The 18874-nt window shown below is 64.3% G+C and carries 18 protein-coding genes; 10 read left to right on the plus strand and 8 right to left on the minus strand.

Annotated features, from left to right (window positions below; genetic code table 11):
* From BP26_RS0116115 to BP26_RS29570, 4 genes are all read left to right on the plus strand, one after another.
* On the plus strand, positions 1-345 hold a 345-nt coding region (locus tag BP26_RS0116115), incomplete at its 5' end, for an IS630 family transposase (RefSeq protein WP_029921601.1).
* 123 nt (positions 346-468) lie between these two features.
* Positions 469-1437: an IS5 family transposase gene (locus BP26_RS0116120; protein ID WP_029921602.1), complete on the plus strand. Its 969-nt coding sequence runs from the start codon at positions 469-471 to the stop codon at positions 1435-1437.
* 538 nt (positions 1438-1975) lie between these two features.
* Positions 1976-3376, plus strand: coding sequence for an ATP-dependent RNA helicase DbpA (dbpA, locus tag BP26_RS0116125; RefSeq protein WP_211254945.1), 1401 nt, complete (start codon positions 1976-1978; stop codon positions 3374-3376).
* 85 nt (positions 3377-3461) lie between these two features.
* Positions 3462-4436, plus strand: coding sequence for a hypothetical protein (locus BP26_RS29570; RefSeq protein WP_157572563.1), 975 nt, complete (start codon positions 3462-3464; stop codon positions 4434-4436).
* Between the two features lie 83 nt (positions 4437-4519).
* On the opposite strand, the gene BP26_RS0116130 is transcribed toward BP26_RS29570, so the two are convergent.
* Complete coding sequence (locus tag BP26_RS0116130; protein WP_084183149.1) at positions 4520-4999, minus strand: RidA family protein; 480 nt, start codon at positions 4997-4999, stop codon at positions 4520-4522.
* Between the two features lie 333 nt (positions 5000-5332).
* On the opposite strand from BP26_RS0116130, the gene BP26_RS0116135 reads away from it, so the two are divergent.
* Complete coding sequence (locus tag BP26_RS0116135) at positions 5333-6013, plus strand: hypothetical protein (protein WP_157572564.1); 681 nt, start codon at positions 5333-5335, stop codon at positions 6011-6013.
* A gap of 578 nt (positions 6014-6591) precedes the next feature.
* Here the strand turns inward: BP26_RS0116135 and BP26_RS0116145 are convergent.
* Complete coding sequence (locus BP26_RS0116145; RefSeq protein WP_157572565.1) at positions 6592-7833, minus strand: hypothetical protein; 1242 nt, start codon at positions 7831-7833, stop codon at positions 6592-6594.
* Positions 7834-8508: 675 nt separating this feature from the next.
* Here BP26_RS0116145 and BP26_RS0116150 point away from each other — a divergent pair.
* Both BP26_RS0116150 and BP26_RS0116155 read left to right on the plus strand, forming a co-directional pair.
* Entirely contained in the window at positions 8509-9126 is a 618-nt protein-coding gene (locus tag BP26_RS0116150) for a TetR/AcrR family transcriptional regulator (protein WP_051749059.1), read from the plus strand.
* Positions 9127-9307: 181 nt separating this feature from the next.
* A complete protein-coding gene (locus tag BP26_RS0116155) occupies positions 9308-9832 on the plus strand; it encodes a hypothetical protein (protein ID WP_029921608.1) in 525 nt (174 codons plus the stop codon).
* A 153-nt stretch (positions 9833-9985) separates the two neighbouring features.
* On the opposite strand, the gene BP26_RS0116160 is transcribed toward BP26_RS0116155, so the two are convergent.
* Positions 9986-11101, minus strand: coding sequence for a mechanosensitive ion channel family protein (locus tag BP26_RS0116160; protein ID WP_245611823.1), 1116 nt, complete (start codon positions 11099-11101; stop codon positions 9986-9988).
* A 292-nt stretch (positions 11102-11393) separates the two neighbouring features.
* Complete coding sequence (locus BP26_RS0116165) at positions 11394-12380, minus strand: alpha/beta fold hydrolase (RefSeq protein ID WP_029921610.1); 987 nt, start codon at positions 12378-12380, stop codon at positions 11394-11396.
* Between the two features lie 131 nt (positions 12381-12511).
* Between BP26_RS0116165 and BP26_RS0116170 the strand changes: the two genes are divergently transcribed.
* Positions 12512-13108 carry a CGNR zinc finger domain-containing protein gene (locus tag BP26_RS0116170; RefSeq protein WP_029921611.1) on the plus strand — a complete coding sequence of 199 codons (597 nt, stop codon included), beginning with the start codon at positions 12512-12514 and terminating at the stop codon, positions 13106-13108.
* A 227-nt stretch (positions 13109-13335) separates the two neighbouring features.
* Here BP26_RS0116170 and ybaK read toward each other — a convergent pair whose 3' ends face one another.
* Both ybaK and BP26_RS0116180 read right to left on the minus strand, forming a co-directional pair.
* Positions 13336-13809 carry a Cys-tRNA(Pro) deacylase gene (gene ybaK / locus BP26_RS0116175; protein WP_029921612.1) on the minus strand — a complete coding sequence of 158 codons (474 nt, stop codon included), beginning with the start codon at positions 13807-13809 and terminating at the stop codon, positions 13336-13338.
* A gap of 52 nt (positions 13810-13861) precedes the next feature.
* On the minus strand, positions 13862-14251 hold the full coding sequence (locus tag BP26_RS0116180) for a winged helix-turn-helix transcriptional regulator (RefSeq protein WP_029921613.1): 390 nt from the start codon (positions 14249-14251) through the stop codon (positions 13862-13864).
* Between the two features lie 142 nt (positions 14252-14393).
* Between BP26_RS0116180 and gstA the strand changes: the two genes are divergently transcribed.
* Both gstA and BP26_RS31135 read left to right on the plus strand, forming a co-directional pair.
* A complete protein-coding gene (gene gstA, locus BP26_RS0116185) occupies positions 14394-15002 on the plus strand; it encodes a glutathione transferase GstA (RefSeq protein ID WP_029921614.1) in 609 nt (202 codons plus the stop codon).
* Between the two features lie 103 nt (positions 15003-15105).
* A complete protein-coding gene (locus BP26_RS31135; protein WP_084183150.1) occupies positions 15106-15321 on the plus strand; it encodes a cysteine-rich CWC family protein in 216 nt (71 codons plus the stop codon).
* Between the two features lie 39 nt (positions 15322-15360).
* On the opposite strand, the gene BP26_RS0116190 is transcribed toward BP26_RS31135, so the two are convergent.
* Both BP26_RS0116190 and BP26_RS0116195 read right to left on the minus strand, forming a co-directional pair.
* Entirely contained in the window at positions 15361-17085 is a 1725-nt protein-coding gene (locus tag BP26_RS0116190; protein WP_029921615.1) for a potassium/proton antiporter, read from the minus strand.
* A gap of 258 nt (positions 17086-17343) precedes the next feature.
* Positions 17344-18573, minus strand: coding sequence for an MFS transporter (locus tag BP26_RS0116195; protein ID WP_029921616.1), 1230 nt, complete (start codon positions 18571-18573; stop codon positions 17344-17346).
* Positions 18574-18874 lie beyond the last annotated feature (301 nt).

Raw genomic sequence — 18874 nt, forward strand, 5'->3', positions numbered from 1 at the left:
CAGGTGCCCGCCGATCTGGATGTGCATGTCGTGATGGACAACTACGGCACGCACAAGACCCCAGCGGTTCGATCCTGGTTTGCTCGCCACCCGCACTTCAAGCCCCACTTCACGCCCACCTCGGCCTCTTGGATCAACCAAGTCGAACGCTGGTTTGCGGACCTGACCCAGAAACAAATCCGGCGCGGGACGCATCGCAGCACGGTGGCGTTGGAAGCCGCCATCCGTGACTACCTGAATACCTACAACAAAAACCCACGGCCATTCGCTTGGACCAAGTCTGCCGACGACATCCTCGCTTCCATTAAGAGATTTTGTCAGCGAACTTATAACTCAGGACACTAGCGCGCGAGGCGTTTAAGTCGCAGATTGAAAATGCGGTTCCGCCTTGAAGGCGGGTCACTTTCTTGAAACCCCTGCATAACTCTTGCTTGTTCTTTGATGCGAAAGCATCGGAGGAGCAGGGAAATGCAAGGCAAGAAAAATCCGCAGCGCAGCTTCCTGGACGCCGAGATCGAGAAGCAGAGTGGGCGTGCCGGCTTTCTGGACCGGGTGGAAGCGGTGATGGACTGGAGCGCGTTGGAGCCCTATTGGGCTCGGCTGTATCGCAAGACCGGCAAGCCGTCCCATCCCCCACTGATCGCCCTCAAGATGCTGCTGTTGCAACACTGGTTCAATGGCCTGTCGGATGAGGACGTGGAATGGCAATGCCGCGACCGGCTGTCGTTCCGCAAGTTTCTCGGCGTCAGTCACGCTGAAGAAATCCCGGACTCCACCACCCTGGTTCGCTTTCGCAAGCGCCTGATCCTGTCCGGGGTCATGCAGATCGTCTTCGATGCGGTGACCGTCCAGCTGGAAGCCCAGCAACTGCTGCTCAAGCGCGGCACGCTGGTGGATGCCACGATCGTACAGTCGGCCCGCACGCCGCCGCCTAAATGGGAAGACCGGGATGCGCGCGACACCTCGGACCCGGATGCCCGTTGGGCCGCCCGTAACAGCAGAGCCACCACCCATGGCTACAAGGTGCATGTGGCCGTGGACCAGGGCAGTGAATTGATCCGGGCCTTGAGCATCACTCCGGGCTCGGTCCACGACAGTACGCAGATCGACGATCTGCTCAGCGCGGATACCCAAGCGGTCTATGCTGACAAGGCCTACGACAGTGAAGCACGCCGAGCTGAGCTGATCCGCCAAGGGATTAAGCCGTGCATCCTGCACCGTCCCCGAGCCCACCGGCCATTGAGCCAGGATCAGAAGCGCGAGAACTCGTACTGGATCCCGGTGCGGGCCCAAGTCGAGCGCATCTTCGCGGACTGGAAGCTGCGTCGCAGCCTGCGACGGGCGCGCTATGTCGGGCTGGCACGCAACACCCTGCATGCCTGGCTGCTGGCCACTGCCCACAATCTGAGGCGATGGACTGTCCTGATGCAGGCGTAGTGCCTCCGAAAGGAGGCAATTGGCCTCGATGGAGGCCTCACGGGGATGGAAAAGCAACAACCACAGGCGCCTTTCACGCCAAACCATAACTGAAAGTAATCAGTTCAAAAATCCCACATCACGCGGCAAACCCAGCAGTTGTTATGCAGGGGTTTCTTTCTTGTCTCCAGCGACAAGAAAGTAACCAAAGAAGCGCCGCCCCGGAGCCTGCGCCGAATCATCACCTGCGGTGATGATTCGGTCCCCTGTGCTTCTCGCCCGCGGCGGGGTTTTCAGACAGGCCATCCCTGGCCTGTCTGAAAACGCTTCGGCATCCCTGCCTCGCCCCGCGCGAAAAACGCGCGGGCCTATGTCGCCGCGGACTCCGATGCTCGGCGCAGACAACGGGGGGAACATCAAAAGCCAAATCAAAAGCAACGTCAAAAGCGCTTTTAGCCTTCTCTCCCTGCTGCTGCCCTGAGGGAAGGGAGACACCCCGCCAAGCACAAAACCCGCCCTGGCCTCACAATTGGCGGCTTGCTCCGGTCCCGGAGCCGTTTTGCCATCGGGTACACGTGTGGAAGCCAAGCCGTTTTCGAGTCTGCCCCTGAATCCCGCGCTGTTGCAGGCGCTGGACTCGCTGGAGTTCCGGCAGATGACGCCGATCCAGGAACTCAGCCTGCCGCCGATGCTGCAGGGCCTGGACGTCATCGGCCAGGCCCGCACCGGCAGCGGCAAGACTGCCGCCTACGGCCTGGGCCTGCTTTCGCGCATCGACCCCACGCTGCCCAAGACCCAGGCCCTGGTGCTCTGCCCGACGCGCGAGCTGGCCGACCAGATCGCCAAGGAGATCCGCCGCCTCGCGCGCTTCCTGCCCAACGTCAAGCTCACCATCCTCAGCGGCGGCATCTCCAAGCGGCCGCAGCTCGCCTCGCTGGAGTTCGACCCGCACATCATCGTCGGCATGGCCGGCCGGGTGCAGCAGCACCTGGAAAAGAACACCCTCAAGCTTGATGCCTTGCGCGTGCTGGTGCTGGACGAAGCCGACCGCATGCTCGATTCCGATTTCGAGGAAGCCAGCCGCGCCATCGTCGACCAGGCCCCCAAGACCCGCCAGACCCTGTTCTTCTCCGCCACCTTCCCGGACGCCGTGCGCGGCCTCAGCCGCCGCCTGCAGAAGAAGCCGGTGGAAATCACCATCGACGCCGCCGTCGCCGCGCCCCAGGTGGAACAGACCTTCTTCGAAGTCGACCCCGAGCGCCGCATCGACGCCCTGGCCCACCTGCTCAGCCTGCACCAGCCCGAGTCCGCCCTGGTCTTCTGCCACACCAAGAAGGACGCGCAGGAAGTGGAGGCCAAACTGGTCAAGCGCGGCTTCTCGGCGCTGGGCCTGCACGGCGACATCGAGCAGCGCGAGCGCGACGAAGTGCTGGTGCGCTTCGCCAACGGCAGCTGCCGCGTCCTCGTCGCCACCGACGTCGCCGCCCGCGGCCTCGACATCAAGGACCTCGCCATGGTCATCAGCTACGAGTTGCCGCTGGATGCGGACCTGCACGTCCACCGCGTCGGCCGCACCGGCCGCGCTGGCCGCAGCGGCGTCGCCATGCACCTGTTTTCCTCGCGCGAGCGCAGCCGCGTCGCCGCCGTCGAACAGCGCCTGGGGATGAAAGCCACCATCGGCAAACTCCCCATGTCCGCCCTGGCCCCGGACCGCCCGGTACTCGCCAACGTCGTCACCCTCTGCGTCGACGGCGGCCGCCGCGACAAGCTGCGCCCCGGCGACCTGCTCGGCGCCCTCACCGGCGACGCCGGCATCGCCAAGGAAGCGGTGGGCAAGATCAGCACCTTCGACACCCGCACCTACTTCGCCATCGACAAGCGCCAGGCGAAGAACGTGTTGCAGAAATTGCGGGAAGGGAAGATCAAGGGCAAGAACTTTCGCGTGCGGCCGATCGATTGAGTGCAGTGTAGTAGCGCCGCTCGCCCAGGGATGGTCACGGTAAGTTACTTTAACCTCTTTAATTCCCGCTCCCGAGGAGATCCCTGTGTCACGCAATGGCAATATTCTCATTTTTATCACCATCATCTGTGCATCGACGGCAAGCCATGCACAAGGACCTATTACAACTTCGCAACTGACGGTAAGCCAAGCCGGCCTGCCGGGCATCACGATTCAACCGTCTTATCAAGGGCAATCATTTCCCGGTGTGATTCTGAACTCGCCTGGACAAGGGCTCGTTTTCACCAAGACAGGTGGCGCGGGGGCAGGCCCCGAAGATGCCGCCGACGTATTTATCAATAGAGCCGCAAGCTATTCGGGTGGAAATTCCAGGTCCGTAAATGCACCGCTCAAGATTGCGGATACGGTGTCAGCGGGTGCGCGCTCGTATGAATGGTCTCTGTCTTCGATAATGGATAATTCCTCCACGTCGACAGATGCAAGCCAAAACAATGCTGGATATTTCCACACCTACAAGCGTTCAAGTGGTGCATCGTGGGCCACCACTGAAGAATTGGATGATCTGAATCCGAATCCAATTACTCCCAGCGTCACCGACGAGAAAGACCTTGTCGCTGTTGGCGCAGATACCTTCGGCGGGAGTCCCGGCGCTCGTGTAATTGAGGACCTTTTTGCAACCTCCTATGACGGCAATCCGGCAACCGTAGCGTGGGGCATCCGACTGAACACCGACGCGAACACCACAGTTGTTCAGGGTATGCGCTTCAATGGCAATTTCACCCGGGGAATCGATTTTACCGGTGGAAATTTTACCGGCGGGTCTTTGGTGTTAACCAATGGACAGAAAATCTGCTTTGATGGAACTGCGTGCACGACATACCTGTGGCGAGCCGATGGCGTTCTGTACTATCACACCAGCAACGGCAACGTAGTATCGATCAACGATATTGGCCAAATCTCGGCGACGGTCTTTTCCACCCCCGCTGGTGTTGGTGTATCTTGTTCTGGTCCACCGACAGCGAATTTTGCGGTGGCGAACGGTATCGTCACTCACTGTTGAGCAAGCGTAGGGTGCGCACCGCGCACGCGGATGCGCCGACGGTTTCAAGGCGTGATGCCTGCGCGGTGTGCACCCTTCGCCCGCTATTTCGCCGCCGTAACCATGATCTCCACCGGCATTCCCGGCCGCCACAGTTGAGGCGACAACAGGCACACGCGCGCCGGGGAGTTCTTGGGGTCTACCCATTCGTTCCAGGCGTCGTTGTGCTCGGCGAAGTGTCGCATGTCGGTCAACCAGATCTGGGCGGCGAGAAGCTTCGATTTGTCTGTTCCGGCCTTCGCCAGTAGCGTATCGATGCGCGCGGTGATCTGGCGTGTTTGATCCTTGATGTCGCCCAGTTTCTCCGGGTTTGCCGTGATGCCGGAAATGTAGGCGATGCCACCGTGAACCACGGCGAAGCTGATCAGCGGCACGCCGGAAATGGCGGGCGTGGGCTCGTAACGTTCAATGCCCGAGGGTTGTCCTTCCTGATCGCTTTCCTTGGGATGATCCGCCGCATGTGCCGAGAACGGCAACGTGGCTGCTGCCCCACCGATTGCCGCGATGAATTCACGTCGCTCCATGGCCCCGTCTGCGGATTGGCAAGGGCTGTAGCCTGGCAGAACTCCAGTTCAGTTCACGCGAGTTGGGATGAAGCTTGCGCAGGCTGGGATGAAGCCCACGCGGTCTGGGACGAAGCGCACCAGATCCCAGCCTCTTGCGCCGCCCTTGATGGCCTGGGCGGCGAGCAATAAGGGGCAGAGTGCCCGGTCCGCGCCCACGCGCAGAATCCGCCAGCTCTGCCTGGATCGGTAGGCAGCGACGGGATACGGCGGTCAATGCAGGCGCCGTGAGTCGTGCCGCAAGTGTTTGATACCGACCGCTTTCCCATGCCGTTAGAAATGCGTTAGGACAGCGTGAAGACGCGCTCCGCCGGTTGCGCTCCAATCGACACGACGATCATTCAACGGGAGAACTGGGATGCGCAATATGGCGGCGTTGGTCATTGGCGGAAATCCGACATGATCTACAGGGGCGTGATTACCTCGCTCGGCGATTACGCTGAGCTGACTACCCAGATCGTCCACATCGACGGCCATGGGCAGGCGCGTTCGGGTATGTACGATACGCAGAAAGAGCGCTTCATCAACGGCATGACCATCGGCGGCAAGACGTTCGGCCGCGTTTCGTGCGCCGCCAACCTTTATCCCTTCCTGGAGGTCGGCAAGGAGGCAGAGATCTACACCTGGATGCATCCCTTCCTGGGCCTGCCGCCGATCCGCACCGGCATCATCGGCATCGTCTACCCCGGCGAGAAGCGCGCCTATGTCTCCGGGTTGTTCCAGATGGGGATGTCGCTCTTGCTGCTGGCCTGCCTTCCTCTGCTCTGGTTGATTCCCGGCATCATCGCCGGGATGCTGGTGGGGGGAATCGTCGGGGGCCTGGTGGGGTCCCCCTCCCTTACATTCCTGATCAACATCTTCGTCGCGGGCGTTGTGACCTTCTCGCCCTGGCTCGCCGGGATCTGGATGCTCTGGACGCAGAGCCGCCTTCGTATGGCGCACCCCTACGCCACGACACCGGCTCTGCGCGGCTAGAGCATTTTCGATTCAGATGCGGACATATCATGAGCCGCTCAAAAGCGGCTCATCGCCTCTCCCTTCGGTCGCGGAGGGAGAGGGGACAACTTGTAGGCAACTAAACGAAAAATGCTCTAGCGGCGAAGGCCGCAGGGGCCGGCGCGTTCAATCCACACGGACAGGAACGCTGCCACGGGCAAGCTGAAAGGTTTCCTTCCCGGATGCTCGCGCTGAGCTCATCGCCGCGCTGGCGCTGACGGACGCCGCGATGCCCGCGACCCGCTCGCTGGCGGCGGCAACTACGGCGATGAGCGACAAACCATGCATCGGGTAAAAATGCCCGGCGGCAAATCCTTCCCGCTTTCGATTGGCGGTAGGCGTCACGGTAGGTCGTATCAGCTCCAATGCGGCCATAGACGCGGTGACTGTTGATCGCCGGGTCGTTCCCTCTCATCGAACCGTTGTTTGTCGGCGCGTCCTGCTGTTGGCAGAGCCGGAAAAAGGCTTGCCGGCTGCATTGATCTAACGGTTTGCGGTCTTGCGGAGGGAGCAGCAGCTCGCTATTGATCGGACTTGTTCGCGGGCCAGCGAACTGCTTATTGCCCGCTGAACAGCCGCGCGTGAATGCTGTCGTATTGCTGTATGCCGTGGGATGTCCCCTCCCCCCAGGCCACGACGAAGTCGCCGTAGCCGTCGACGGCAACCGTGGGCGCCACGCTGGCGCTGCTGACCTGGATCACGCCGCCTTCGGCTACGGCCGCGGCGGAATAGCGCTGCGCGACGATGCCGCTGCCGGTCGCCGTGGCGAGGACGAACTCGCCATCGGGCTGCATGCTGACCGGACCGATGAGGGAGCCGATGGCCTTGGCTGCGCCCAGCGCCTTGCCTGCCGCGGTATAGCCTTGTGCCACCAGGCTATAGGGGCCGTTGGGACCGCCCTCGGACCAGAAGATGGTGAAGTTGCCGGCGGCATCGGCGGCGAGGTTCAGGTGGTAGGGGAATTTGTCGCTCAGGGGTTTGACCTCGGCCTTCAGCCCCCGCTGTATGCCGCTGGCGTTATAGCGCTTGTACTCGATGGTATGGCGGTAGAGGTTCTCGTTGATCCAGGCTACGACGAAGTTGCCGTCGGCGTCCACGACCACGGCCTGGGGGCCGCCGCCAGTGACGAGCAGGTCGGGCGGATCGGATTCCACCAGGAAGGCCGGACCCTTGGCGGCGCCGCTGCTGGCATAGCGCCGCGCATAAATGGAGCGGGAGCCGGCCGCGGCTTCGGCGGAGTCCGGAACGACGACGTCGAAATAGGCACCTTGGCTCCAGGCGAGGACGAAGTCGCCTCCGGCATCCATGGCAACGGACGGCTGGCTGGCGAAACCCAGGCCGGCGAGCTTGGGCACGGAAGCCACGGTGATCGGCGCGCCGAGCGCAGTGCCGTTCGCCGCATAGCGCTGCGCCTGGATGCGGAAGCTCAAGGTGGCCGCGTCCGAACTGGTGGAAGCGACCACGAAATCGCCGGCAGTGTCCATTGCCACGGCCGGCGCCGTGGCCGGCAGGGCGTGGGCGAGGGGGATCGCGAATTCGGGGCCCTTCGCCGTGCCGCTCGGGTCATACAGCCTGGCGTAGATGCCCTGGCTGGAGCCGTTGCGCGCCCAGGCGATGACGATGTCGCCGACGCCGTCGCGCGCCGCGCTGGGCATGGAGAAGAGGGTTCCGCTGCCGGAGTCGACCTGGAATTCGGCGGTCAGCGGGTCGCCGGGGGCAGCGTAGCTTGCAGGCACCTGTAAAAAAAACATTGCGGCTGCAATGGTCGCTGCGGACGCCGAACGGTATGCGGTTTTCATGCTGTGACTCCCCTGAGCACTGCTTTTGGCGACTTTTTCTGATTCCGGTCGCTTTTTTTCACTGTATGCCCGGGCGGGATAGGGATGCAAATACCCGTCCTGAAATCAGCATGCTTGCCCCCCGTGCGCATTCGCCAGCCGGTCACTTTACCGCCCGCAACCGCGGCGGCCATTGGAGTGGGAAAGATCAGTGTTGGAAAAGCAGGCAACCAAGGAATTGGCGCCGCAGAACAACAACATTCTGTCTGCACGACCAGTCGTTTCGCCTCTGTCATTAATCCAGATAGGGCTTTTTTGTCTGGTACATGAACGGCCTCCGTATTTATCCGCGCGATTCAACTAAACGGCCCCTTGCGTCAGGTGTTCTTCTGCTGGCCTTCTGCACTTGCTATGTATTTTCAGGGCGCGGTGTATGCGTGGATCACGGGTTCGCGGCCATTGGCCGATAAATTTTTAAATCGGCCCTTTCTGCTCAAAATGTCATCCGCATCGGGGGCGGTTTTTTTCATTAAATTTCGGAGCGACTATTACAAAGGCTTCCGCCCTCCCTGACGCCGGAGACGCCCGATCTCCGCGAGCACGCGCATTGCGAAACAAAGTCCCCGCGTACCGTAATCCCGTCAGGTTGCCGGGCTGCACTTGCCAATTAACCTACTAGTTGGTAGAGTGCGTCCCATGAGCACCGATACCGCACAACGCATTCTCGACCGCGCCCAGGATCTGATGATCGAGCGCGGCTACAACGCGTTCAGTTACGCGGACATCGCCGAGGTGGTCAAGGTCAGCAAGGCCACCATTCATTTCCATTACGCCAGCAAGGCCGTGCTGTCGGAGCAGGTGGTGCGGCGCTACCGCGAAGGCGTCATGAGCAATCTGCGGCAATTGTCCCGCCAGGTCGCTGACGCGCCGGCGCGCCTCGAAGCCTACGCCGGTTATTGGGAAAACTGCATACGCACCAATACCGCGCCTCTGTGCATGTGCGCGTTGTTGGCGGCGGAAATGCTGACCCTGCCGGACCCGGTCAAAAGCGAGGTGCAGGCCTTTTTCCGTGATCTGGAAGCCTGGTTGGCCGGCACGCTCGACGACGGCGTGCGCCAGGGCGCGTTGCGCTTGCCCCGCGATTCGGCATTGGAAGCCAAATCATTGTTGGCGGTGGTGTATGGCGCCATGCTGACCGCGCATGTATCCCGCGATGCGGCGGCCTTCGCCGCCGTGGTGGGCGACGCCATCGGCCGCCTCAAAGCCGCCGCTCCAACTCCCTCGGTCAAGAAGGCGCGCAAGCGCCCGCGGTAGTCGATACAGGTCGGTTTTTTGATGGAAAAATAACCCTCGCCAGGCTGCATGCAGACGCGGCTTTTTATTTGCCCGTTGTATCTATCAACTAGTAGATTGAGTTGCACCTTTTGTTTCACGAGTCGTTGCGATCCCGATCCGTTTGTTCCCCTTTCGATACATCACTTTCAGGAGTTCCATCATGGCCCATCCAATTTCCGCCCTAGGCGCTTTTCATACCGTGCTCAGCCTGATTCCGGTGGCCGCCGGCGTCATTGCCTTCGTCCGCCACGGCCGCATCGATCCGGCGACCGGCATCGGCAAGGTCTACTGGGGAGGCATGCTGGCCTCCATCCTGACCTCGTTCGGCCTGTCGAGCACCGGGCACTTCAATGCTGGCCACGCACTGGGTCTTATGGCGCTGTTCGTCATGCTGGTCGGCACGTTCGCGCCGCGCATCACCATTCTTGGCCGTGCCGCGCCGTACTTGCAGACGCTGGCCATGTCCTTCAGCTTCATGCTGCTGCTGGTGCCCGGCACCAATGAAACCTTGACCCGCCTGCCGGTCGGCCATCCGCTCGCCTCCGGCATCGACTCGCCCATCGTGAAATCGGCCTTGGCCGGACTGTTCATCCTGTTCCTGCTCGGTACGGCTTACCAGCTGTTCAGGCTGGCCGGCCAGCGTCGCAGCCAGGGCGCCTTGGGGCGCACGGGTGCTCGCGCATAGAGAGGCGCGTAAGGACCAGGGGCGGAGTAAAATTTCGCAGTCGTTGATTTGCTCCGCCCCCTTTCGTTCTGTTCCCCGCGGCAGCATACCCGCCGTCCGCGGCGGATCAAAAATGCCATGCGGGCCGCAACCCGGTGGGTCCGGCGGCTGCCCTCAGGGCGTGGGGCTGGTGACGGCCTTGGCCGAAGGCGCGGGCGGTGCCGGCGCGGCGGTAGGCGTGTCGGCGATGCGCAGGCGCGGCAGCGAGTCCGGGTGCTCGCGTTGCAGATAGCTGAGCAGGCCCTCGCGCACCTTGCAGCACAGGTCCCAGCTGCGGCCCGAGTCCGGCGCGCTGCACAGGGCGCGCAGCTGCACCGCGCTGGTGTTCCAGTCGGTCACCTGCAGTACGCTGACCTGGCCGTCCCACTCCTTGGCGTCCTTGAGGATGCGCGTCAGCTCCGCCCGCAGCGGCTCCAGCGGCGTGCTGAAGTCCACCCAGACGAACACCGTGCCGATGATCTGCGAGGTGGTGTGCGTCCAGTTGGCGAAGGGATTTTCGATGAACCATTGCAGCGGGATGATCAGCCGCCGCTTGTCCCAGATGGCCAGCACCACGTAGGTGGCGGTGATCTCCTCCACGCGCCCCCATTCGCCCTGCACCACCAGCACGTCGTCGATGCGGATCGGCTGCGTCAGCGCGATCTGCAGGCCCGCGGTGAGATTGCCCAGCACCGACTTCGCCGCCAGGCCCGCCACCAGCCCGGCCACGCCGGCGGAAGCCAGCAGGCTCACGCCGATCTTGCGCACGGCGGGGAAGGTCATCAGCGCCGCGGACAGGCCGATGAGCAGGGTGAGGAAGATCAGCGTGCGCGACAGCACGCGCGTGCGCGTGTGCGCCTGCCGCGCCGCCAGGTTGTCCGCCACGTCCAGCCGGTAACGGCGCAGGCTCCAGTCCGCCGTGCCGTCGATGACGCGCGCCAGCGCGAAGGTCAGCGCCGCGATGATCAGTACCAGGTCCAGCCGCCGCAGCAGGTGCATGCCGGGCAGGGTGTCCTCCGCCATGCCCAGCACGATGCCGGCGCCGACCAGGGGCAGCACCAGCTGCGTCGGCGGATGCGCGCGGCGGATCACATGGCCGAGCAGGTAGCGATCGCCGAATGCACGGTCGGCCACCCGGAAAGCAATGCGCGAAGCGATCAGGCCGAGCACCAGCGCCGCCACCATCTGCAGGCCGATGCCGAGCCACGGGTGATTGGGCCAGTCGAGGTCCCAGGGGAAAAGATCGGTCACGATGAGGCCGCCAGGTGCGAAGAAATGGCCCTTGTTGCCGCAGGGACTACTTAATCGACCCGGTTAAGCGGCCCGGGTTCCAATGATCTGCCCGGCGAAGAGGGACGTGGAAGACGGTGCGCGGTCACGGGATGCGGGCCACGACTTCTACAGGCGTCGTTGCTGCGGCTTGTTTGTCCGCTGCCTCCCGGAGTTCTGCTCCATATCCTCAAACAGGCTTGCCGCGCAGCGCGCACCGGCGCTGCGCGGCAAGTTTGTTGTTCACCCCGCTCCGGCCGAAAGCAGCCGCCGCTTACTTCTGCGAAGCCGATTCCTTCAGATTCCGGTCCAGGAAGCGCCGGATCTCCGCGCCGATCTCCGGCCCGCTGGTCTCCATCGCGAAGTGCCCCGCGTCGTAGAAGTGCACTTCCGCCTTGGGGATGTCGCGCTTGAAGGCTTCGGCGCCGGGCGGCAGGAAGAACGGATCGTTCTTGCCCCATACCGCCAGAAGCGGCGGGTGGTACTTGCGGAAGTAGGCCTGGAATTCGGGATAACGCTTGACGTTGCTGGCATAGTCGAGGAACAGGTCGAGCTGGATCTCGTCATTGCCCGGGCGCGCCAGCAGGGCGGAGTCGAGCGTGTAGGTTTCCGGCGCCACCTTCGACGGGTCCGGCGCGCCGTGGGTGTACTGCCACTTGATCGAATCCGGTGCGAGGAAGTCGCGCAGGGCGGCACGGTTGGCGGGAGTCTGTTCCTGCCAGTACTTCTGGATCGGGTTCCAGCCGCTGCTCAAGCCTTCCTCGTAGGCGTTGCCGTTCTGCGTGACGATCGCGGTGATCCGTTCCGGATGCGCTACCGCCAGGCGCCAGCCCACCGGCGCGCCGTAATCGAATACCTGGATGGCATAGCGCTTCAGGCCCGCCGCGACGGTGAAGGCGTCGATGGTGCCGGCGAGGTTGTCGAAGCTGTAGTGATAGTGCGCGCTCTCCGGCACCTCGGTGAAGCCGAAGCCGGGCAGATCCGGCGCGATCACGTGGTAACGGTCGGCCAGCAACGGAATCAGGTTGCGGTACATGAAGGAGGAAGTGGCGAAGCCGTGCAGCAGCAGGACGGCCGGCGCCTGCGGATTACCCGCCTCACGGTAGAACACCTTGATGCCCTGCACCTCGAGGGTGTGGGTGCTCACCGCGGGCGGCCGTGCCGGGGTGGTGGTCGATGAGGTGCCGGAGGCGGCAGCGGCATCACCGGTAACGGCAGCCATGGCAACGAGGGCGCCGGCAGCGAAACGGGATAAGGACATGGATATAGCTCCTGAAGGTGTCTGGGTTTGTAACTGTTGAAAACAACAATTTCAGGTTACATATTGTTATGTAACTAGTCAAATGCATTTTTACAAGTTACTATTTCCCATCGCTTTATCGCCCGGATTCCATGGCCGCCAACCCCGCACCGCATGCCGCAAGCCCCACGCTCCTTTTCCTCGGGGACGATCTGGCGCTGGACTTCATCAATACCGCCTACGGTGTCGACGAAGAGCACCAGGAATGCCTGGGCAGCGATGCACAGGTGCTGGACTGGCTGCAACGCGCCGGCCTGCCATCTTCGCTGGAGGGTGTGCCAGGCCGGCCCGGCGCATTGCTCAAGGCCGCGCTGGCCCTGCGTGAGGCGGCGCGCAAGCTGGTGGAGCAGCGCAAGGCGGGCAATGTCGGCGACGTCGCGCCGCTCAACCGGGTACTGGCCTTGGGCAGTGCATACCGGGAACTGGTATGGAGCAAGCGGCAGGAGCCGGCAGTCGAACTGCGTCGCCGGGTGGCCAGCGCCGAAGCCCTGCTGGTGCCGGTGGCGGAGGCCGTGGCCACGCTGCTGGCAGAGGGTGACTTTGAGCTGGTGCGGCGATGCGAAAGCTCGGATTGCACCCTGTGGTTCCACGACCACACCAAGTCGCACCGCCGCCGCTGGTGCAGCATGGCGCAATGCGGCAACCGCCAGAAAGTCGCGGCCTTCAGGGCGCGGCAGAAAGCGGAGTAGGGCAGGCGTGTCGCCCGGTGCGTCTGGACGCGCCGGATTTCAACACCGGGCTCGGCTCGATTTACCCGCGCGCAGCCGGACAAGAAGCGCACGCTCGCTGCATGCGTGCCAACAAAAAACCTTGGCACGCATGGCACGCATGATCAAAAACGCCCTTTTTTGATGATGGAACCGGTATCGCCCGGCCCCGCTGCAAATCCCTTCAACGCACCTGACTGGACCCGCCCTCAATTGCTGACGGCCGCCGCCACTGCCTCAAGCACCGCCCGCGCATCCGTCGGGCTCAGCCGCACCTGCAGGCCGCGCTGCCCGCCGTTGATGTAGACCAGCGCTTCCCCCATCGCCGCTTCCTCGATGACGGTGCGCACCTTGCGCTTCTGTCCGAAGGGGCTGATACCGCCCACCTTGTAGCCGCTCATGCGCTCGGCGTCGGCCGGCGCCATCATCTCGGCGGACTTGCCGCGGCATATCGCCGCCAGCTTCTTCATGTTGACGGTGCGGTCCGAAGGCAGCACCACGCAGACCGGGTTGCCGTCGACCTTGGCCATCAGGCTCTTCAGCACGCGCGCCGGCGCTTCGCCCAGCGCCTCGGCCGCTTGCAGGCCGATGCTGTCGGCGGCCGGATCGTAGTCATAGGTGTGGACGGTGAAGGCGACCTTGGCGCGGGTCAGTTCGATCGTCGCCGGGGTGGACCGTGCCATGGCCGATTCCTTGAATGTTCGAGTGCGTGAGAAAGGGGCGGCGGATCCGCGCTTACGCCGCGCGCTGGTCGAATGCGCGCTGCGCCATGGCGATGTCGGCCATATTCCCTTCCACCCAGTGATCCAGCGCGGTGATGGGGCCGCTGAGCGAGGCGCCGAGGGCGGTGAGGGAGTATTCGACGCGGGGCGGCACCTCGGGGAAGGACTGGCGCGCGACGAAGCCGCTGCGTTCCAGCCGCCGCAGGGTCTGGATCAGCATCTTCTCCGAAATCCCGCCGATCTCGCGGCGCAGCTCCGAGGTGCGCGCCGGGCCCCGCGACAGGCGATGCACCAGCAGCAGCGCCCATTTCTCGGCCAGCACGTCCAGCACGGCGCGCGCCGGGCAGCCGGCATTGAAGACGTTGGCCTGGGGCGGGCAGGGTTCGCTTTTGGTTTTCGGCATTCACAAAACTTACCAAAAGGTATGTACTTGTTCAATGGAAAGCTTGGTGCGATGCTTCATCCCGTCGCGGCTGCCCCGCCTCACCGGTGGCCGCCGTCGCATCGAAATCAAACCATAACCATCCAGCCCGAGGATATTTCCCATGAAGCTTTTCTACGCCGCAGGCGCCTGTTCGCTCTCGCCGCATATCGCGCTGCTCGAAGCCGGCCTGCCGTTTTCGCTGCAAAAGGTGGATCTGAAGGTGAAGCAGGTCGAGTCGGGCGAGGACTTCAACGCCATCAACGGCAAGGGCTACGTGCCCGCGCTGCAACTCGACAACGGCCAGGTGCTGACCGAGGGCCCGGCCATCGTGCAGTACATCGCCGACCAGAATCCGGCCGCCGGCCTCGCTCCCGCCGTCGGCTCGCCGGAGCGCTACAAGCTGCAGGAGTGGCTCAACTTCGTCAGTTCCGAGCTGCACAAGGGCATGGGCTCGATGTTCAACCAGGCGCAGACGCCGGAGTGGAAGGAAGCGGTCAAGGCCACGCTCGGCAAGCGCCTGGACTGGCTGTCCAAACAGCTCCAAGGCAAGCCTTACCTGATGGGTGAGAAGTTCAGCGTCGCCGACGCCTACCTGTTCACCGTGCTGAACTGGGCCGGCATGGTGAAGTTCGACCTTGCCAGGTGGCCGGTGTTGCGGGACTACCTGGCGCGCGTGGCGCAGCGGCCGAAGGTGAAGGAAGCATTGAAGGCGGAAGGCCTGCTCCAGTAAAGACCGGCGGGCTTGCGGCAGGCGGGGCGGGATACTTCCCGAATCGCCTGCCGGATCACCAGTCGCATCGGTTGCTTGCGGGCACCCGCGCTACACTCGTCTCATGTCGATTCCACCCGCAACGGATGGCCTGCCGCTTCAATCCGCGCAATGCCCGCTGTGCGGCGGCGCCAACGCCTGCGGCATGGTCCGCAGCGGCGGCGCGGAAGAACCGTGCTGGTGTGAACAGGAAACCTTTTCTCCGGCGCTGCTGGCGCGCCTACCGGAGGCGCGAAGGGGCAGGGCTTGCGTCTGCCTGCGCTGCGTCAAATCGCAATAAACGCCGCGCTCGCTTGAAGGCCGCTCGCTCCGCGGCTCTTCAATGCGCCTCGTGCGGCAACCTCAGCCCCAGCTCCACGATGCGCTCGCCTTCCATCCGCCGCACCGTCAGCTCCATCCCGCCCAGACGCAGACGATCGCCGACCACCGGACGGTCGAGATAGCCGGCAAGGAATTCGGCCAGGGTCTTGCCTTCCGAGTCCCGCGGGACCTGGATGCCGTAGGCGGCGACGAGGTCGGCTACGTGGGCTTCCGGCTCGAGGAAGAATTCGCCGAAGTAGTGCTGCTCGTCGGCGTGGCCGCTGTCGTGGCGGGCGCTGAAGATCTCGTCGAGCATCGGCAGGTCGCCCTGGGCGGCGAGCAGGGAGACGTAATCGCCGTGGCGCAGCGCGCCCCAATCGCGGTAGGCCAGCAGGCGCCCTTCGCGGGAGACGCTGACGATGCGCGAGACGTCGCGGATGGGGATGTCCTTGGGGCGCGTGCCGATCAGGGCGCTGGCGTGGCCCAGGCGGTAGCTGACCACCTCGTAGCCGCTGCTGCCGGGCAGGTCGAGGTCGAAGCGCCGCACGCGGGCGCTGGTCTTGGGCATCTGCAACTCGAGCAGGCGCGCGGCGCTGGCCACGGTCCAGCCCTGCACGATCAGCGACACCAGCACGATGAAGAAGGCCACGTCGAAGAACAGCTGCGCGTTGGCGAGGCCGGCCATCATCGGGAAGGTGGCCAGCACCATCGGCACCGAGCCGCGCAGGCCGACCCAGGAGATGTAGGCCTGCTCGCGCCAGGGATAGCGGAAGGGCAGCAGCGACAGTCCCACCGCCAGCGGCCGCGCCACCAGGATCAGTACCAGGGCGATGAGCAGGCCGCTGCCGGCCAGCGGCAGCAGCCGCTCCGGCGTGGCCAGCAGGCCGAGGATCAGGAACATGCCGATCTGCGCCAGCCAGGCGATGCCGTCGTGGAAGCGCTTGATGCTGGCCACCGCGCGCAGCGGCCAGTTGCCCAGCACCAGGCCGGCGATATAGGCGGCGAGGAAGCCGCTGCCGCCGAGCAGGGCGGTGCCGCCGAACAGCAGCATGCCGCCGGACAGGGCCAGCAGCGGATACAGCGAATCGCTCAGTTCCAGGCGGTTGAGCAGCAGCTTGAGCAGCCAGCCGCCGCCCACGCCCACCAGCAGGCCCAGACCCATCTGCTGCACGAACAGCAGCAGGCCGTCGCCGATGCCATAGCCATTGGTGGCGGTGAGGTATTGCAGGATGCCCATGGTGAGGAACACCGCCATGGGATCGTTGGTGCCGGACTCGATTTCCAGCGTGGCGGTGACGCGCTGGTTCAGGCTCATGGCGCTGGTGTGCATCAGCGAGAACACCGCTGCCGCGTCGGTGGAGCCGACGATGGCACCGATCAGCAGGCCCTGCGGCAGGCTCAGGTGCAGGATCCAGGCGGAGAAGGCCCCGACCACGATGGTCGTCACGAACACGCCCACCGTGGCCAGGGCCAGCGAGGGCCGCAGGGCGACGCGGAAGTTGTCCAGCGGCGTGCGCATGCCGCTGTCGAACAGGATCACCGCCAGGCCAGTGGTGCCGGCGAGGTTGGCGATATGGAAGTCGGTGAAGCGGATGCCGCCGGGTCCGTTCTCGCCCGCGAGCATGCCGACGATGACGAACACCAGCAACAGCGGCACGCCCAGCCGCGGCGTGAAGGCGCTGGCCAGGATGCTGAGCAGGAACAGGGTTCCGGCGACGAAGATGAGCTGGTTGCTCAGGTCCATGACGGCTTTGGCTGTGGTGGGTCCGGATACGGCCTCGATAGCATACGGGGGCGAGTGCGCTTGTACACGTGCAAGAGGCGGGCCGGGTGTGAGCGAGGTCGCGTTACCTTCGGCTTATCCCTTTTGCCGTGACGAAAGGGGTGCGTGCGAACGGCCCTTGGTTGCCGGCTTTTGAAGGTCCGCAGAGCCGCCCACTCCGTTCGTCCCGAGTGCGTTGCGCAGCAACGTGTATCGAGGGACCGGCGCAAACCCGGGGTCTTACGGAGTCCGCCGCCTGCCGAACACCAGCCACATCATCAGCCCCAGGCCAATCACTCCGGCGATGTTCATGCCGGCATCAGTGAACAGCAGGCCGGATGTGCCCGGATGGCCGTGCGCCTTGAACAGGTCGTAGCCGTGGCCGTCCATCCAGGCGAGGTAGGAGGTGGCGAGGTTGCCGGCGGCATCGAACAGGGTGTACTGGGTGGCGGCGGAGCGGTCGACCTTGCCGATGATCTCCAGTACCACGGCGGTGAAGGCGGCGAAGCACAGGCCTGCCACCAGGGAATAGAGCAGGGTGCCGACGATATAGGTGAGCGGCGTCTGCGGCGCGCGGGCCATGGCCACGTCGACGAGAGCGATGAGCACGCCCGAAATCAGGTAAGCGCGGCGTTTGTCGACGCGATCCAGCAGCGGCCCGCTGAACAGCGCCCCGGCGGCGGTGATCAGGCCGCTGCCGTAGCCCATGGTGAACTCCACCGTGCCGGTGGAGGCGCCATAGTCGCCGCCGACGGCGGAGAACAGGTCGAGCAGGGCCGGGGTACTCACCGGGGCGAGGCAGAACAGGATGCCGGTCCAGCCGCGACGGGTGGAGGCGGTGCCCCACACATCGCGCAGCATGGAGGGGAAGACCTCGCTTGCGAGCCTGCGCGGGCGCAGGCGCTCGTCCAGCAGCAGCACCGCCAGCGCCGGCAGGAAGGTGAGCAGGCCCAGGGCCACGGCGGCGATGTGCGGCGTCAGGGAGTCCCCCAGCTGGATCACCAGGCCGCCGCCCACGGCATTGCCGCCCAGGTTGGCGGCATTGAGCCAGCCGCTGGCGCGGCCGTGCAGATGCGGCGGTACCTGGGTGGCGACAAGGGCGCCGTTGCTGGCGCTGACCAGGCCGGTGAGGCCCTGGCCCAGCACGCAGCACACTTCGAACGGCCAGAGCTGCGTGGGCAGCTTGAGCAGCAGCGAGGCGGCGAGCAGCAGCGCGCCGAGTCCCGCCATCAGCAGCAGCCAGGTGCGGCGGCGCAGGCCCACGTCGAGCATCGGTGCCCACAGGAACTGCCAGGACAGCGGCACCAGCACCGCGGCGGAGATGCCGCCGATGGTGGACATGGGCACGCCGGCCTTGCTCAGCACGAAGGGCATGGCCACGCTGGTATAGCCGCCGGCCACGCCGAAGGGGATGTTGGTGATGCCGAACAGCCAGGGCGGAGGGTGCGCTGCTTGCGCTGGGTTCGGCATCGGGTTGTCGGGTGGCGGGGTCGGGACGCGCCGTGATTGTGAGCCGCTGCCTGAGCCGCTTGTCAATTGTGGCGACCACGGCGCTGTTCGGCCGCGGTGGCTGATTTGGCGCCGCGGAGCGGGGTGGGAACCTGACGCCGTGGTCCGCTTCGCGCCGCCGTTGAAACAGTATAAACCTACCACTCGACAAGTGATCGGGGAGTCATCCGGATACTGGACATTACCCTACGCCGCAGTATCACCCGAGCCGTGATGTGCTGCCGCGTTCCATGGCAGCCCGCGGCGAAAACGGCATACAGCC

The sequence above is a fragment of the Nevskia soli DSM 19509 genome, from assembly GCF_000711955.1.
Classification (GTDB): domain Bacteria; phylum Pseudomonadota; class Gammaproteobacteria; order Nevskiales; family Nevskiaceae; genus Nevskia; species Nevskia soli.

Excerpts from the sequence above, each read along its gene's own strand:
- BP26_RS0116120 (WP_029921602.1), top strand. The coding sequence starts at position 469 with ATGCAAGGCAAGAAAAATCCGCAGCGCAGCTTCCTGGACGCCGAGATC.
- BP26_RS0116130 (WP_084183149.1), bottom strand. The coding sequence starts at position 4,999 with ATGGAGCGACGTGAATTCATCGCGGCAATCGGTGGGGCAGCAGCCACG.
- BP26_RS0116145 (WP_157572565.1), bottom strand. The coding sequence starts at position 7,833 with ATGAAAACCGCATACCGTTCGGCGTCCGCAGCGACCATTGCAGCCGCA.
- BP26_RS0116150 (WP_051749059.1), top strand. The coding sequence starts at position 8,509 with ATGAGCACCGATACCGCACAACGCATTCTCGACCGCGCCCAGGATCTG.
- BP26_RS0116155 (WP_029921608.1), top strand. The coding sequence starts at position 9,308 with ATGGCCCATCCAATTTCCGCCCTAGGCGCTTTTCATACCGTGCTCAGC.
- BP26_RS0116165 (WP_029921610.1), bottom strand. The coding sequence starts at position 12,380 with ATGTCCTTATCCCGTTTCGCTGCCGGCGCCCTCGTTGCCATGGCTGCC.
- BP26_RS0116170 (WP_029921611.1), top strand. The coding sequence starts at position 12,512 with ATGGCCGCCAACCCCGCACCGCATGCCGCAAGCCCCACGCTCCTTTTC.
- ybaK (WP_029921612.1), bottom strand. The coding sequence starts at position 13,809 with ATGGCACGGTCCACCCCGGCGACGATCGAACTGACCCGCGCCAAGGTC.
- BP26_RS0116180 (WP_029921613.1), bottom strand. The coding sequence starts at position 14,251 with ATGCCGAAAACCAAAAGCGAACCCTGCCCGCCCCAGGCCAACGTCTTC.
- gstA (WP_029921614.1), top strand. The coding sequence starts at position 14,394 with ATGAAGCTTTTCTACGCCGCAGGCGCCTGTTCGCTCTCGCCGCATATC.
- BP26_RS31135 (WP_084183150.1), top strand. The coding sequence starts at position 15,106 with ATGTCGATTCCACCCGCAACGGATGGCCTGCCGCTTCAATCCGCGCAA.
- BP26_RS0116190 (WP_029921615.1), bottom strand. The coding sequence starts at position 17,085 with ATGGACCTGAGCAACCAGCTCATCTTCGTCGCCGGAACCCTGTTCCTG.
- BP26_RS0116195 (WP_029921616.1), bottom strand. The coding sequence starts at position 18,573 with ATGCCGAACCCAGCGCAAGCAGCGCACCCTCCGCCCTGGCTGTTCGGC.